Source organism: Neisseria sp. HMSC064E01 (genome assembly GCF_001808875.1).
Lineage (GTDB): Bacteria > Pseudomonadota > Gammaproteobacteria > Burkholderiales > Neisseriaceae > Neisseria > Neisseria sicca_A.
The window spans coordinates 23,590-38,083 of the sequence record NZ_KV794875.1; the positions used below are offsets into that span (position 1 = coordinate 23,590).

Genomic DNA, 14,494 nt, shown 5'->3' on the forward strand with positions numbered 1-14,494 from the left:
TTTTTCAATAGAATCGTTTAGTTTCGCGAATGATGTTCGTCAACGATGTTTTTCAGGCGGATGTTAGCGACGTGGGTGTAGATTTGGGTGGTGTTGATGTTGACATGTCCGAGCATGAGTTGTACGGCACGCAAATCGACGCCGTGGTTGACGAGGTGGGTGGCGAAGGCGTGGCGCAGGCCGTGCGGGCTGAGTGAGGTAATGCCGGCGGCGTCTGCATAATTTTTGACAATCATCCACGCGAGTTGGCGGGAGATGCCGCTGCGTTTTTGGCTGACGAAGACTTCGTCGCAGATTTTGTTTTTGAGCAGCAGCGGGCGCGATTCGGCGCAATAGCGTTCGACCCAGTAAACGGCTTCTTCGCCCATAGGCACGATACGCAGTTTGTCGCCTTTGCCTATGGTGCGGATGCAGCCGCGGTTGAGGTCGAGGTCGCCCAGTTGGAGCTTGACGGCTTCGGTTACGCGCAGACCTGTGGCGTACATGACTTCGAGCAGGGCTTTGTCGCGCAGGCCGTGCGGCGTGTCGGTATCGGGCGCGGCGAGCAGGTTTTCGATTTGCGCTTCGGTAATCAAGGTGGGCAGCTTTTGCGTCTGTTTCGGGGCTTTGAGGAAACGGGTCGGGTTGTCCGTCCGACGCTCGGTTTCTTCCAGCCAGGCGTATAGGCGTTTGCAGGCGGACAAGGCACGCGCCTGCGAACTGTGTTTTTCGTCTGCCGCATAGACGGCGTCCGCCAAATCGGTGGCTTCGGCATCCAACCAGGTATGCCCGCCCGCTTCCAAACGCGCGGCGATTTTTTCCAAATCGCGACGGTAGCCTTGCAGGGTGTTGTGGCTGAGACGGTCTTGCAGCCACAAGGATTCGAGCAGTTTGTCTATGAGTTCGTCGGTCATGGAGTTTTATGGGCAGTCTGAAGATGATGTATCGCAAGCATACTTAACTTTAAATCCGGCAGTCATCAGATTCCGTCATTCCCGCCCCCCGCCTACGCGAGGACAGGAATGACAACAACCGGCAAGTTGCGTATCGAAAATAAAGTAATTTGGCTATATCGTGGGGTGAATATGAATCAGGACAAGCACACCTGTCCTGATTGTCATCCATTATAAAAGGTCGTCTGAAAATGAAAACCTGTTTGGGCAAACCCGCCATGTTCGTTTTCAGACGACCTTTTGCTGCATTATCGGTTTATCGGGACAGCGTTTCCAAAACTTCCTGCGCGTGTCCGACGACTTTGACTTTGCGCCATTCATGGATGATTTCGCCGTTTGCGTCCAAGACGAAGGTACTGCGTTCAATGCCCAAAGACTCTTTGCCGTACAGCTTTTTCAGCTTGATTACGTCAAACATTTTGCACACGGTTTCGTCTTTGTCGCTCAACAATTCAAAATTGAAGCCTTGTTTGGCGCAGAAATTCTGATGCGATTTCACACCGTCGCGCGAGATGCCGACGACGGTATAGCCGAGTTCTTTAAATTGCGGCAAACGGGCGTTGAAATCCAAGCCTTCGGTAGTACAGCCGGGCGTGCTGTCTTTGGGGTAGAAATAGACAATCAGCGGCAGATGTTCGGCGGAATCGAAGTTGTTGCCGCTGCTTGAGGGTAAAGTGAATCGGTATTGAGTCATGATGTCTCCTTTCAGACGACCTAAGACGGAAACGCAGAAGCGGGCAAGGAATTAAATGAATCCCAAACATAGCCGCTTCGACGTTTCACCATAATCTTGCACACTGCCTCAGCGTTCGCTCAAATTCAGATAATTGCGCGTTCCCTGCAAATCGTTGAGCGCATTGAGCAACAGTTGGAAATGTTCGTCATTTCCTTGCAAATCCAACTCGTCGGCATTGACGGTCAGCAGCGGGGAATTTTGATAAAGGTGGAAAAACTGGCTGTATCCCTCGTGTATCCGCCCCAAATAGCCTTCGGGGAAAAGATTGATGATGCCGTCGCCGCGTTTTTGCAGGCGTTTGCGGTTGCCGTCCACAGCGGTTTGCAGGTAGATCACCAAATCGGGCGCGGGATATTGCGGCAGGATTTTTTGTTTCAAATCGGCGAAGAGCTGCTGCTCGTCTTCATTCAACACGACCGGCGTGAAAATCCGGTCTTTTTCCAACAGGAAATCGGCAACCACCATGCCGCCTTGTGCGTATTCGTTTTTGATGATGTCCACGCTTTCGGCGCGGCGCATCAGGAAAAAAAGCTCGGTTGCCAAGCCGTGATGGGAGGCGTTGGCGTAAAACTTCATGAGGAAGGGGTTGTGTTCGGGGTTTTCCGCCAGCGACAGCGCGCTGAAATGTTCTGCAAGGCGGCGGCTCAAGGCGTTTTTCCCGCTGCCGATGGAGCCTTCGACGACAATATAACGGTAGTTCATGGTTTGATTAATGATTTTGTTTTGATATTTTGGAAAGGTGGCATTTTATCAGACCGACGGAGTTTGCCCAAACCTGCCGCCGTCCTTCTTGAAAGGTCGTCTAAAAAAGGAAACTTCCAAGCCATTTCCCTTTTCAGACGACCTCTTGAACCTAGTTGCCTCAAATAAAAGCTTTGACACGCGTTTGAAATAAACAGGCGTTTTTATTTCACTACCTTGCTTCAAACAGCTTCCAACAGGCGTATGCCTTCATCGCCCAAAGCAGCCGCCAAATCCGCCGCCCGTCCGTGTCTGCTCAAAACAAAATCAGGCAGGATTTCAGCCAGCGGCTTCATCACAAAGCTGCGTTCGTGCGCGCGCGGATGCGGCAGGGTCAGATGCGGGTCGCTGCTGAGAATGCCGTCAAAGTCGATGATGTCCAAGTCTAACGTGCGCGGGGCGTTTCGGAACGTGCGTTCCCGCCCGAAATCCGCCTCGATGCGGTTCAACACGGCAAGCAGCGAAACGCCGTCTAATGAAGTGCGGACGGAACAAACGGCGTTGACAAAATCAGGCTGATCGTCGTAGCCGACCGGCGCGGTTACGTACAGCGAGGAAGTTTTTTCGATTTGAATCTGCGGATGCGCCTCCAGCGCGGACAATGCGGCGCGGACTTGGCGGACGGGTTCGGCAAGGTTGCTGCCCAAGGCGATGACGGCAAAATGGGTTGGCGGCATTTTCAGACGACCTCTTTAAAACGGCAGCGTTTTGGTTTTGGCAAGATAGACGATGCAGCCGACGCAAGCCATCGACAAAACATAAATGGCGTAAAACTTCGGCGAACGAGGACGGGAGCGCATCATGACCATACCCAGCCCGATGTAAACCAAGAGCAGCAGGATTTTGCTGCCGAGCCACGGCGAATTGAAGGGCGAAAAGTGGGTAATCTTCATCAACCACAAGCCGGTAAAGAGCAGCATGGTGTCGTTGAGATGGGGAAGGGCTTTCCAGATGCCCGCCAAAGGTTTGTCGGGATGCCGCCAAAGCAGGAAAAAGCGGATATTGAACACCAAAATGGTGATGGTGACGAAAATCTGATGGCTGTATTTTACAAACAGATATTGCATAGCGGTCGCACGTTATTGTTTTTGAAAGAAGCGTCTATTCTACCCCAAACATTCATTCTTGACGTAACTTTTCAAACGCCAACAAATACGGCGGGCGGTTGCGGCGGTTGATAAAGCCGTAATGCAAAACGGCAAATTCATCCTGCGGCAGCTGCCGCGCCCAATCTTCGATTGCCTGCGCTTCATACAGCCCCGCCTCATGTCCCGGATATAAGACGGCAACCGCCAAACCGCCCGTTTTCAGCAGCGATAAGGCGGATGACAATGCGCGGATACTGGTTGCCGCTTCTGTCGTACAGCTTTTATCGCCGCCGGGCAGCCAGCCGAAATTGAATACCGCCGCGTCCAACGGTTCGCGGATATGGGCGGCTAGGTTCTCATGTCCGTCCCATATCAGTTCCACCCTATCCGCCATACCCGCTTGTTCCAAACGAATTCGCGTGTTTGCCAATGCCTGCTCTTGCACGTCAAACGCCCACACTTTCCCGCCGCTGCCGACCGAACGCGCCAGCATCAGCGTATCGTTGCCGTTTCCCGCCGTGCCGTCCAAAGCGCGGGCATCGGGTTTTAAGGCTTGCTTGAGAAGCGAGTGTGCAAAAGGGAGGATGTTTTCGAGCTGCATAAGATGAAACCGTACAGAGGTCGTCTGAAAATAAAAATACCTTACCGGGCAAGCGGTAAGGTATTAGAATCGATTAATGCGTTACATACATTATTCGGCAGGTTGCACGGTCTCAACTTGAACCGGGGCAGCCGCAGCGGCTTGGGGTTTGTTCTCGTGTTGCAGGCTCACGGCACGGGCAGGAACGATAGTTGAGATGGCGTGTTTATAAACCATTTGGGTAACGGAAGTATTACGCAGCAGAACGACGTATTGGTCAAACGACTCGACTTGGCCTTGCAGTTTGATACCGTTGACCAGATAAATCGAAACCGGAACGTGCTCTTTACGCAACGCATTCAAAAAAGGATCTTGTAACATTTGTCCTTTAGCTGTCATATTCATAAGCTCCATTATTATGATTTTGAAATCGTTTTGAAAACGAACATGAGTCGGATTGTAGACCCGAACGAGAAAAATTACCAACTATTTTTCCGTAAGAATATGCAAACCTCTATCAAACGACGGGCTTTTCAACGATTTTTTACCCCAATGTATTAAAAATTCATTTCAATACAAACAATTTTTGCAATCAGACATACGGAGGAGGATTTGGGTTTTCAGACGACCTTGCCATCAAACAAAGTCCTTTTATTACAAAATCTTAGCCAACCAACTCCAAAAAGGCTTCACCCCAACCGCACTACTCGTTCCGGCTGCAATCTACAAGAGGCACGCCTCACGGCGCGCCCCTTGTTTCGTCAGATTTATTTGCTGTGCTGTTTCTTCACGCTGACTTTGGTTTTCTTTTTAAAACGGTTTTTCTCTTCCTTGCGGCCCTCGCGTTTTTCGATGCGGTTGCTCAGGCTGACGCGGCGCAGCGGTTTTTTCTTCGGTTTGTCTTCCGCGTTTTCATACGGGTTTTCCGAAACATTATATTGAATCCGCAGCGGCGTGCCTTGCAGATTGAAGGCTTTGCGGAACGTCTGGGTCAGGTAGCGCGTATAGCTGTCGGAAATCGCGTGCAGCGAATTGCCGTGCACCACAATCACGGGCGGGTTCATACCGCCTTGGTGGGCATAACGCATTTTCGGGCGCACCAAACCTGCGCGCGGCGGCTGTTGGCGTTCGATGGCGCTTTGCAGGACGCGGGTGATTTTCGGCGTCGGCATTTTGATCATGGCGGCGTTGTAGGCTGCCTGAATGCTGTCGAACAATCCGTCGATACCGCGTTCTTTCAATGCAGAAATGAAGTGGAACTTGGCAAAATCAAGAAAATACAGTTTGCGGGAAATGTCGCGTTTGATCTGTTCACGCCGCTCTTCGCTGATGCCGTCCCATTTATTGACGGCAACCACCAGCGCGCGTCCTGCTTCCAAAGCGAAACCGGCAATCGTGGCATCTTGGTCGGCAATGTCCTGCTGCGCGTCCAACACCAAAACAGCAACGTTTGCCGCCTCAACCGCCTGCATCGCTTTGATAACGGAGAACTTTTCCACCGCCTCATCGACTTTGCCGCGACGGCGCACACCTGCGGTATCGATGATGGTAAACGGCTTGCCTTCTCGTTCGAAATCGATGTAGATACTGTCGCGCGTCGTGCCTGCCATGTCAAAAGCGATCACGCGCTCTTCGCCGAGAATGGCGTTAACCAGCGTGGATTTGCCGACATTCGGACGGCCTATAACGGCAAAAACGGGATGCTTGACTTCTGTGTCTTCGGCTTCGGGCTCAGGGAATTTTTCTAAAATTTCTTCAATCAAGTAATACACGCCGTCGCCGTGCGCACCGGAAATAACGTGCGGCTCGCCCAATGCCAACTCGTAAAACTCGGCGGCAAGCACGGCTCTGTTGCCGCCCTCGCCTTTGTTTACCGCTAGATAAACGGGGCGCGGGCTTTGGCGCAGGCGGTCGGCGATGATTTTGTCTTGCGGGGTCAGACCAGTGCGGCCGTCCACCAAAAACACGACGGCGTCGGCCTCATCGACAGCCTGCAAAGTCTGTTTCGCCATTTCGTGCAAAATGCCGCTGTCCACAACCGGCTCGAAACCGCCGGTATCAATGACGAGATAAGGTTTGCTGCCGATTTTGCCGTGTCCGTAATGGCGGTCGCGGGTCAAGCCGGGCAGATCGTGTACAAGCGCGTCTTTGGTGCGCGTCAGGCGGTTGAACAATGTAGATTTGCCGACGTTCGGGCGTCCGACAAGGGCGATGGTAGGTTTCATGATGGGGTCTTTCTGTTTCAAGTGTCGGTTCGGAAGCGAACCTGCAACACGAGCAGGTGTTTTTCAAAACACGGTGGGTTAAAAAGGATAGGGGGTCGTCTGAAAATATAGTGGATGAAAATTGCAATGCTACGGCGTTGCCAACGCCCTTATGTACTATCTGCATTGCTGCCTTTTCTCATTTTTATTTTAATCCACTATATAAAGTAGAACACAATTAAAACAGACAAGGCTTGCCGGAAAGATTCCGACAAGCCGCATACGTCTCTCAATTTTTCAGACGACCTTATTTTTGCGAATCCAGCTTCATTTGCAGCAATTCGCGTTCGATAGCGTCTTTAGGCAGCTTTTCCAAAGCCTGCTGATAGCTTTGCGCGGCTTCTTTGGTTTTGTTTTGCGCGGCATAAACATCACCTTTCGCTTCCAACAGCAGCGGCTCGAAATCGGCTTCAACTTTGGTGTTCAATGCTGCGATCGCGGCATCGTATTTTTTCTGCTGCAACAGGACAATACCCAAACGCTGCGCCGCCAATGCTTGAACCAGCGGGGCTTTTTGGTTTTGCAGCACCCAGTTCAAATGACCTTCAGCCACGTCGTAACGGCGGGCATCAAATTCAGTCGCAGCCGCCATCAGCGTCGCTTGCGCGGCGGCAATGGAATCCGAATAGTTTTGCTGAAGATTGGTCAAATCGGCGTTAACTTCGGCTTGCGAGGCTTTTGCCTGCATTTTATCGACGATTTTCGCCAATATCGCAGCAGCTTCCTGATTTTTCGAGGCTTTATGGCTTTTATACATGGTATAGCCCAAATAGCCCAACGCCGCCGCCATCAGCAGGGCAAACAGCCATCGGCCGGTAGTTTTCCAAAAGTATTTAAAATTGTCTAACTCTTGTTGTTCTTCGAGATGGGCTGCCATTTATGCGTTCTTCCATTGTTGTAAAGTGTGGATTAAATCGTCGGCGGCGACGGTTTGCTGACCGTGTGCGCCGTTCATGTCTTTGAGCGTAACCGTACCGTTCGCCAATTCGTCTTGCGCGACAATCAGGGCAAAGCGCGCGCCGCTGTTGTCGGCTTTTTTCATTTGCGCTTTCAGGCTTTGATAGCCGGAATGCTGCATCACGTTGAAACCTTGTGCGCGTAAGGCTTGCGCGTATTTCATTACTTGCAAATCCGCGCCCTCGCCCTGATGCATGGCGTACACGTCAGGTGCGGCATTGACTTCCAGCGAACCATATTCGCTAACCAGCAGCAGCAAACGCTCGATACCCATTGCAAAACCGATGGACGGAGCGGGCTTGCCGCCGAGTTCTTCAATCAAACCGTCGTAACGTCCGCCGCCGCACACCGTCGCCTGAGCGCCGAGTTTGTCGGTCGTCCATTCAAAAACGGTTTGGTTGTAATAATCCAAGCCGCGCACCAATCGCGGGTTTTCGACGTATTCAATGCCCAAGCCTTCCAGCATGGCTTTGAAACGGCTGTAATGATTGCGCGATTCCTCGCCCAGATAATCGGTCAAATGTGGCGCGGCATTGCAGATTTCCTGCAAATCGGGATTTTTGGAATCCAAAACGCGCAACGGATTGGTTTTCAGACGACGTTTGCTGTCTTCGTCCAATTTGTCTTCATAACGGGTCAGATATTCGACCAAAGCCGCACGGTGCGCCGCACGTTCTTCGCGATTGCCCAAGCTGTTGATTTCCAAAGTCAGGTAATCGCGGATACCCAGCTTGTCCCACAAATCCGCCGACATAGCGATGATTTCCGCGTCGATGTCCGGGCCCTCAAAACCCAACGCCTCGATGCCGACTTGATGAAACTGGCGGTAACGTCCTTTTTGCGGGCGTTCGCGGCGGAACATTGGACCCATGTACCACAGCTTTTGCGGGCTGTTGTACAGCAGGTTATGCTCGACCACCGCGCGCAGGCAGGACGCCGTACCTTCCGGGCGCAGGCTCAGGCTCAAAGAATCGTTGGAATCGGAAAACGTGTACATTTCCTTACCGACCACATCGGTTTCTTCACCGATGGAACGGACAAACAAACCCGTCTGCTCGACAATCGGCGTACGGATTTGCTGATAACCATAAGCACGCGTCCAGCTGCCGACCACATCTTCAAACGCCTGCCAAAATGCAGCGGTCAGTTTGAAATCTTTCTGTTCGACGGGCAAAAGGTCGTTCATGCCTTTGACGGATTGGATTTTTTGTGCCATTTCAAATAGGGATACCGAAATCAAAATAGTCGGCAATTATAGCTGATTTTTAAGGAGTTGTGAGGTTTCGGCGATGAAGGTTTTAAGCAAAAAGGTCGTCTGAAAACCGGCGCGGCGATTTTTCAGACGACCCCGTATATTCAGAGCAGCCGCAATAAGGCAAGGATGGCATTGTAGCCTTTTTATTTTGTTTTACTATACAATCCCATCATCCTTACCAAACCACCCGCCCAAACCGTGAAAATCCTCATCCTCGGCAGCGGACAGGTCGGCTCGACCGTCGCGCAAAATCTCGCCTCCGTTTCCAGCAACGACGTTACCGTTATCGACATCGACGAAAAAGCCCTGCAACACATCGGCAGCCGCCTCGACGTCCAAACCATACTCGGCAACGGCGCATCCCCGTTCATCCTCGAACAGGCGGGTGCGGCGGACTCCGACCTCCTGCTCGCCCTGACCCGCAGCGACGAAACCAACATTGTCGCCTGCAAAATCGCCGCCGACCTCTTCAATATTCCCAGCCGCATCGCCCGTGTGCGTTCCAGCGAATATCTGGAATACCCCTACCCTGAAAATGACGATACGGAAAACGGCAGCCTTACCGTCTTCGACATCACCGAAACCATCAGCCCCGAACAACTCGTTACCGAACAACTCGTCGGGCTGCTCAGCTACACCAGCGCGTTGCAGGTATTGCGGTTTGCTGACGACAAAGTCCGCATGATCATCGTACAGGCGCGCAAAGGCGGGCTGCTCGTCAACCGTGAAATTGCCGACATCAACCAACACCTCCCCGAAGGCGTGGACTGCCAAATCTGCGCCATATACCGCAACAACCGCCTCATCGTCCCCACGCCGCAAACCGTCATCATTGAAGGCGACGAGGTACTTTTTGCCGCCGACACCAACAGCGTCAACACCATCATGCGCGAACTGCGTCCCAAAGAAGCGCGCACCCGCCGCATCATGATTGCCGGCGGCGGCAACATCGGCTACCGCCTCGCCAAGCAGCTCGAATCCAAATACGACATCAAAATCGTCGAATACAACCCCCGCCGCGCCGAGTGGCTCGCCGAAAACCTCGACAACACCCTCGTCCTGCAAGGCAACGCCACCGACGAAACCCTACTGGACGAAGAATACATCGACGAAATCGACGTCTTCTGCGCCCTGACCAACGATGACGAAAACAACATCATGTCCAGCCTATTGGCGAAAAACCTCGGCGCCAAGCGCGTCGTCACCATCGTCAACCGCTCCAGCTACGTCGATTTGCTCGAAGGCAACAAAATCGACATCGTCGTGTCGCCGCACCTCATCACCATCGGCTCCATCCTTGCACACATCCGCCGAGGCGACATCGTTGCCGTCCACCCACTCAGACGCGGTACTGCCGAAGCCATTGAAGTCGTCGTCCACGGCGACAAAAACACCTCCGCCATCGTCGGCAGGCGTATCAGCGGCATTAAATGGCCGGGCGACTGCTACATCGCCGCCATTGTCCGCGCCGAAACAGGCGAAGTCATCATGGGACACCACACCGACGTCCTCGTTCAAGACGGCGACCATATCATCTTCTTCGTCTCCCGCCGCCGTGTCTTACCCGAACTCGAAAAACTCATCCAAGTCAAAATGGGCTTTTTCGGCTAACACTGTCAAAGGTCGTCTGAAACCGGTTGCAGTAAAGTCAAAACCTTTTTTAACTTCGTCGAAACCGTACTTTCAGACGACCTGACACAAATTATCCAATATCATCCGTTTCCACATCCGATACCAAAAGGAAAATCCATGTTACGCCCCATCCTTGCCGCTCTTGCGCTTGCAACCGCCCTGCCCGTCGCAGCCGAAACCGACACCCTTCATTACAACATGGTCGAATTTGCCGAATCCGCCAATCTCGAAATAACCCGCGATACCATGACCGCCCACTTCAGCATCAATGCCGAAGGCAAAGACCGCGCCACGGTTAACAAAGCATTTCAGAAAAAATTCAACGACTTCAATAAAGCCGTACAAAACAACAAACTCCAAGCCGAGCTCCTCAGCCGCAGTGCCAGCCCGCGCCATGAATACAACAACAACGGCAAACGCATCCAAACAGGCTGGGAAGAAGTTGCTTCATTCAAAGTCGAAAGCAAAGACTTTGACGCCATCAACCGCCTGACTGACGAGACGCTGCAATCTGCCACTCTCGACCACATCGGCTTCAGCATCTCCAAAGAAAAACGCGAAGCCGCCGTCGATCAAGTCAGCAAAGCCGCCATCCTGCGCTTCAAAGACCGCGCGCAAGATTTGGCGAAAACACTCGGCTTTTCCAACTACAAAATCGTCAAACTCAATTTAGGCCACATCGGCAACCGCTCCATCGACGACCGTTTAGGTTTCGCCCGTACCAAAATGATGAGTGCCGAATCCGCTATTGTTAGAAGTGCGGCAAGCGACGAAAACAACGCTATCCAAGCTCCCTCTCCCGGCTCAGAAGAAATCAGCATCACAGTCAACGGCTTGGTGCAGATGTAAAACGCTCTCCAAACAAAAAGGTCGTCTGAAACCCAAACCGGTTTTCAGACGACCTTTTTCTATTCCAACGCTCAAGCCAAGCTGACTTCCAAGTTGTCAATCAGGCGCGTTGTTCCCAAGCGGGCGGCGGCGAGGACGACAAGGGCTTTGTCGCCGGTGCGTGCGACGGCGAGGCTTTCGGCATGGCGGATTTCGACGTAATCGACTACCCAACCTGCCTCGGTCAGTCGGTGGACGGTTTCCGTTTCCAATCCGACGTAATCGAGATTGCCGTTTTTGAGTTCGTCGGCGACGCGCTGCAATTCGCGGTACAGGCGCGAGGCTTCGGCGCGTTCGGCTTCGCTGAGGTATTGGTTGCGGCTGGAAAGCGCGAGTCCGTCGGCAGCGCGGCCGGTATCGACAGGAACGATGTCGATATTGAAGTTCAGGTCTTCGACAAAGCCTTTGATAATCGCCAACTGCTGATAGTCTTTTTTGCCGAAACAGGCGGTATCGGGTTGGACGATGTTGAACAGTTTGCTGACGACGGTAGCCACGCCGCGGAAATGCCCAGGGCGGAATTTGCCGCACAATTCGTTTTGAAGGTTGGGCGGTTCGACGTTGAAACGTTGCTCAACATTGGGATACAGCTCTTTTTCGTCGGGTGCGAACACGACGGCCACGCCTTCATTGGCGAGTTTGTCTGCGTCTTGCTGCAAGGTGCGCGGGTATTTGTCGAAATCCTCGCCCTGCCCGAATTGCAGGCGGTTGACGAAAATGCTGACAACGACATTGTCGGCGCGTTTTTTGGCTTCGCGAACGAGGGCAAGATGACCTTCGTGCAGGTTGCCCATAGTCGGAACAAAGGCAACGCTGCCTGCGTTTTTGCGCCATTCGCGTAATTCTTTAATGGTATGAATGATTTGCATGGTGGGAATGTCCTTTATCTTTTTCGGGGATGACCGCGTACAGCCGCCATGTTTTGTCAGCCCGAAAATCACGCGCCGATTATACGCTGGGAACACGGACAAACAAAGGCCGTCTGAAATTCGGTTTTCACGATGAAAACCTTTTCAGACGACCTTATATATTGCCATCCCAAAGGGACGGCTAACAATATTTAACGCCCTTTTACTTTGAAAGTAACAGGGCTTTTTTGTTGCCCGTCGTTTAAGGGATACCGCTATGAAAGACAAGATGGAAGATATCAAGAAAGCGTTTGCCGCCGACATGGCGGACGCGCCAGCGGACGGCAAGGCGGCGGCAGACGCTTCAAATCTTCCCCCCTTATCTAACAGGGGGGGGGTACAGAAACCGAAGACGCCGGCGCATTTCAAGAAGCCTTTGAATGTTACGAAACATACATTTTGGACGGTAAAGGAAACCTATTAGGCGTTCCGCTCCGTCGCGGTGTATCCGATTCCGCCTTTATCGACCAAATCAGCTTTTCATTCCACGAAAAAACCTTTTTCGACAAATACGGTGTCCGTGTAAGCCTGTTGGAAGACGAAGATTTCATCCGCGCCGCGTCCATGCTTGCCGAAGAAGTTTTCGGTTTCGGTATCTACAAAGAGTCCAAAGGTTCGGGCGGTCGTTTCTATGAGCGTTGTTGGTTGATGGGTTCGGAAGACGCCCTGTACGGTCGCGTTCACTTCGGCGGTCAACAAAATACAATCCTTTTCGAATTGACCGGCACCGGTTGCGGCGTCGCAAAAGAAGGCTGGGAATCCCGACTTTTCGCATTCCTGACCAATGCAATCCGCCCAAAAATTACCCGTGTTGACGTAGCCAAAGACTTTTTCAACGGCGAATACAGCCCGAACCAAGCTCGTGAAGACCGCAATAAAGGTCTGTTTACCTGCCATCACGTCAAACCCAAAGGCGAATGTTTGGGTTCAGACTGGGAAGAAGACGACGAAGCCAAAATGACCAAAGGCAAGACCTACGGTATCGGCTCCCGTGAATCGTCCAAGTACGTCCGCGTCTATGAAAAAGGCAAGCAATTGGGCGATAAAACAAGCACATGGACACGATTTGAAATTGAATTCAAAGCAAAAGACATCGTTATCCCTTTCGAAGTTTTGCAGAATCCGGGCGAATATTTCGGCGGTGCATATCCGATTTGCGAACGCTTCGCCCAAAAGGCAACGCGCATACACGCGGTTAAGGAAGATAAGGTCATTTCAGCCGACCGTTACCTTGAATGGGTGAAAAAGCAGTTCGGACGCGCGGCCAACGGTCTGAAATTCATCTTCCCTAAACTGGACAAAGCCAAACTGTTTGAATTGATTGAGCCGAATCATCACAAGCTGCCCAAGGCTTTAGCTCCCGAAGCCTATGATTGCGCCTTTTTGAAAGCCCAAGCCATTCATGAGCAGACCGCATTCAAGCCGTACAAAGACCATTACGACATGTACGAATATTACGCGCGTCTGGAAAAGCAGCTTGAGCAGCAAAAACACGTCACCAATGAAGAAAGCTACAACAACTTCATCTACGACAAATTCTCAAGACTACCGATTTCATGGGCTTAAAGCGTCTGCCCGCAAAGACGTTTAATCACACAAGGAAACCAAAAAATGAACATTCAACTTCAAGGCCACATCGTCGGCGTTAAAAAATTCAACGGACAAATCGAAGGCAAGAACTTCGACTATTGCCGCCTGATTGTCGCCACACCCTTAGACAGCTCCCAAGGCAACGCATTGGGCAGCTCTACCACTGAATACGATTTCGGCGGCTCTGCCAATTTCGAGCAGTTCCGAAACGCCCAATTTCCGATCGAAGCAAACCTGAACGTAGAAATCGTCACTACGGGCAAGACTCAAAAACTGAAAGTCATCGGTTTCCAACCCGTTAAGAAAGGCTGATTGAATGCAGAAAGTCTATGTTGTCCAGTCCGTATCAACAGGGGACTTTCTGTATCTCTCCCCTGAAACGGGTGACATCGGACATACCAAATTAATCACCAATGCCGATTATTTCTACGACTTCGAAGAAGCGATTAACGCAGGCTTGGAAGAAATTGGCAACCAATACGAATTTGTCGTATTCGGATTTTTGAAAGACTGAATTTTAAAGATTCAGACTCGGCGGGCGGTCTGAAAAACCCTTTCATAAAGCCCGCAAAACCAAATTTATCAACATTTCGTAAAGGAAAACAAAATGAACCTGAAACAAAAACTGCAATACGCCGTCGCCGGTGCTTCCGTTGCCATCATGTCTTTGCCTGCAATGGCGGAAGACAGCGCATTGATTACAGCCGCCAAAGCTGAATTGTCAGGCGCAAAAGAAGGCGTTTCGTCTATTGGTGCGGTTGTAATCGGTGTTGCTGCTGCAATGGTCGTTGTTGGTCTGATTATCAAAGCAGTACGCAAAGGCGGTTAATGGCAATGGGTTATCAAGTCGGCCGTGTCTGCCATTTCACACACGAAGCGGCGACAAACGAAGTGATGACCCATGTAGTGCCGACAATAGACAA

16 protein-coding genes and 1 pseudogene are annotated in these 14,494 nt (G+C 51.7%); 6 read left to right on the forward strand and 11 right to left on the reverse strand.

Features of this window, described 5'->3' with window-relative positions:
• Window positions 1–17 precede the first annotated feature (17 nt).
• The 10 genes from xerD to hisS form a co-directional block, all read right to left on the reverse strand.
• Window positions 18–893: a site-specific tyrosine recombinase XerD gene (gene xerD / locus HMPREF2572_RS00775; RefSeq protein ID WP_070495477.1), complete on the reverse strand. Its 876-nt coding sequence runs from the start codon at window positions 891–893 to the stop codon at window positions 18–20.
• Window positions 894–1,188: 295 nt separating this feature from the next.
• The gene (locus HMPREF2572_RS00780) at window positions 1,189–1,626 is read right to left on the reverse strand and encodes a peroxiredoxin (protein WP_070495480.1); all 438 of its coding nucleotides are present in this window, start codon (window positions 1,624–1,626) and stop codon (window positions 1,189–1,191) included.
• 108 nt (window positions 1,627–1,734) lie between these two features.
• A complete protein-coding gene (locus tag HMPREF2572_RS00785) occupies window positions 1,735–2,370 on the reverse strand; it encodes a deoxynucleoside kinase (RefSeq protein WP_003742664.1) in 636 nt (211 codons plus the stop codon).
• 221 nt (window positions 2,371–2,591) lie between these two features.
• Complete coding sequence (gene folK, locus HMPREF2572_RS00790) at window positions 2,592–3,086, reverse strand: 2-amino-4-hydroxy-6-hydroxymethyldihydropteridine diphosphokinase (protein ID WP_070495483.1); 495 nt, start codon at window positions 3,084–3,086, stop codon at window positions 2,592–2,594.
• A 15-nt stretch (window positions 3,087–3,101) separates the two neighbouring features.
• Window positions 3,102–3,476 (reverse strand): SirB2 family protein, encoded by a 375-nt coding sequence (locus tag HMPREF2572_RS00795; RefSeq protein WP_003762962.1) that lies wholly within the window; start codon window positions 3,474–3,476, stop codon window positions 3,102–3,104.
• A gap of 52 nt (window positions 3,477–3,528) precedes the next feature.
• Window positions 3,529–4,098 (reverse strand): tRNA 5-(aminomethyl)-2-thiouridylate-methyltransferase MnmM, encoded by a 570-nt coding sequence (locus HMPREF2572_RS00800; RefSeq protein ID WP_070495486.1) that lies wholly within the window; start codon window positions 4,096–4,098, stop codon window positions 3,529–3,531.
• Between the two features lie 90 nt (window positions 4,099–4,188).
• The gene (hfq, locus tag HMPREF2572_RS00805) at window positions 4,189–4,476 is read right to left on the reverse strand and encodes an RNA chaperone Hfq (RefSeq protein WP_029609698.1); all 288 of its coding nucleotides are present in this window, start codon (window positions 4,474–4,476) and stop codon (window positions 4,189–4,191) included.
• A gap of 368 nt (window positions 4,477–4,844) precedes the next feature.
• A complete protein-coding gene (gene der, locus HMPREF2572_RS00810; RefSeq protein WP_070495490.1) occupies window positions 4,845–6,302 on the reverse strand; it encodes a ribosome biogenesis GTPase Der in 1,458 nt (485 codons plus the stop codon).
• A 286-nt stretch (window positions 6,303–6,588) separates the two neighbouring features.
• Complete coding sequence (locus HMPREF2572_RS00815) at window positions 6,589–7,218, reverse strand: YfgM family protein (protein WP_070495493.1); 630 nt, start codon at window positions 7,216–7,218, stop codon at window positions 6,589–6,591.
• A complete protein-coding gene (gene hisS / locus HMPREF2572_RS00820) occupies window positions 7,219–8,514 on the reverse strand; it encodes a histidine--tRNA ligase (RefSeq protein ID WP_070495495.1) in 1,296 nt (431 codons plus the stop codon).
• Window positions 8,515–8,751: 237 nt separating this feature from the next.
• Here hisS and trkA point away from each other — a divergent pair, with 237 nt between their 5' ends.
• Window positions 8,752–10,164, forward strand: a complete 1,413-nt coding sequence (trkA, locus tag HMPREF2572_RS00825) for a Trk system potassium transporter TrkA (protein WP_003740742.1) — start codon at window positions 8,752–8,754, stop codon at window positions 10,162–10,164.
• Between the two features lie 138 nt (window positions 10,165–10,302).
• Entirely contained in the window at window positions 10,303–11,034 is a 732-nt protein-coding gene (locus tag HMPREF2572_RS00830; protein WP_070495499.1) for an SIMPL domain-containing protein, read from the forward strand.
• Between the two features lie 71 nt (window positions 11,035–11,105).
• Here the strand turns inward: HMPREF2572_RS00830 and panC are convergent, their stop codons facing one another.
• Entirely contained in the window at window positions 11,106–11,942 is an 837-nt protein-coding gene (gene panC / locus HMPREF2572_RS00835; protein ID WP_070495502.1) for a pantoate--beta-alanine ligase, read from the reverse strand.
• A 256-nt stretch (window positions 11,943–12,198) separates the two neighbouring features.
• Here panC and HMPREF2572_RS00845 point away from each other — a divergent pair.
• The 4 genes and pseudogenes from HMPREF2572_RS00845 to HMPREF2572_RS00860 all read left to right on the forward strand — a co-directional run bounded on the left by HMPREF2572_RS00845 (window position 12,199) and on the right by HMPREF2572_RS00860 (window position 14,400).
• Window positions 12,199–13,547: pseudogene (locus tag HMPREF2572_RS00845) on the forward strand (replication initiation factor domain-containing protein).
• Window positions 13,548–13,592: 45 nt separating this feature from the next.
• Window positions 13,593–13,883: a hypothetical protein gene (locus HMPREF2572_RS00850; RefSeq protein ID WP_016686631.1), complete on the forward strand. Its 291-nt coding sequence runs from the start codon at window positions 13,593–13,595 to the stop codon at window positions 13,881–13,883.
• A 4-nt stretch (window positions 13,884–13,887) separates the two neighbouring features.
• On the forward strand, window positions 13,888–14,085 hold the full coding sequence (locus HMPREF2572_RS00855; protein ID WP_002215770.1) for a hypothetical protein: 198 nt from the start codon (window positions 13,888–13,890) through the stop codon (window positions 14,083–14,085).
• Between the two features lie 93 nt (window positions 14,086–14,178).
• Entirely contained in the window at window positions 14,179–14,400 is a 222-nt protein-coding gene (locus HMPREF2572_RS00860; RefSeq protein ID WP_049230649.1) for a major capsid protein, read from the forward strand.
• The last annotated feature ends 94 nt before the right edge of the window (window positions 14,401–14,494 follow it).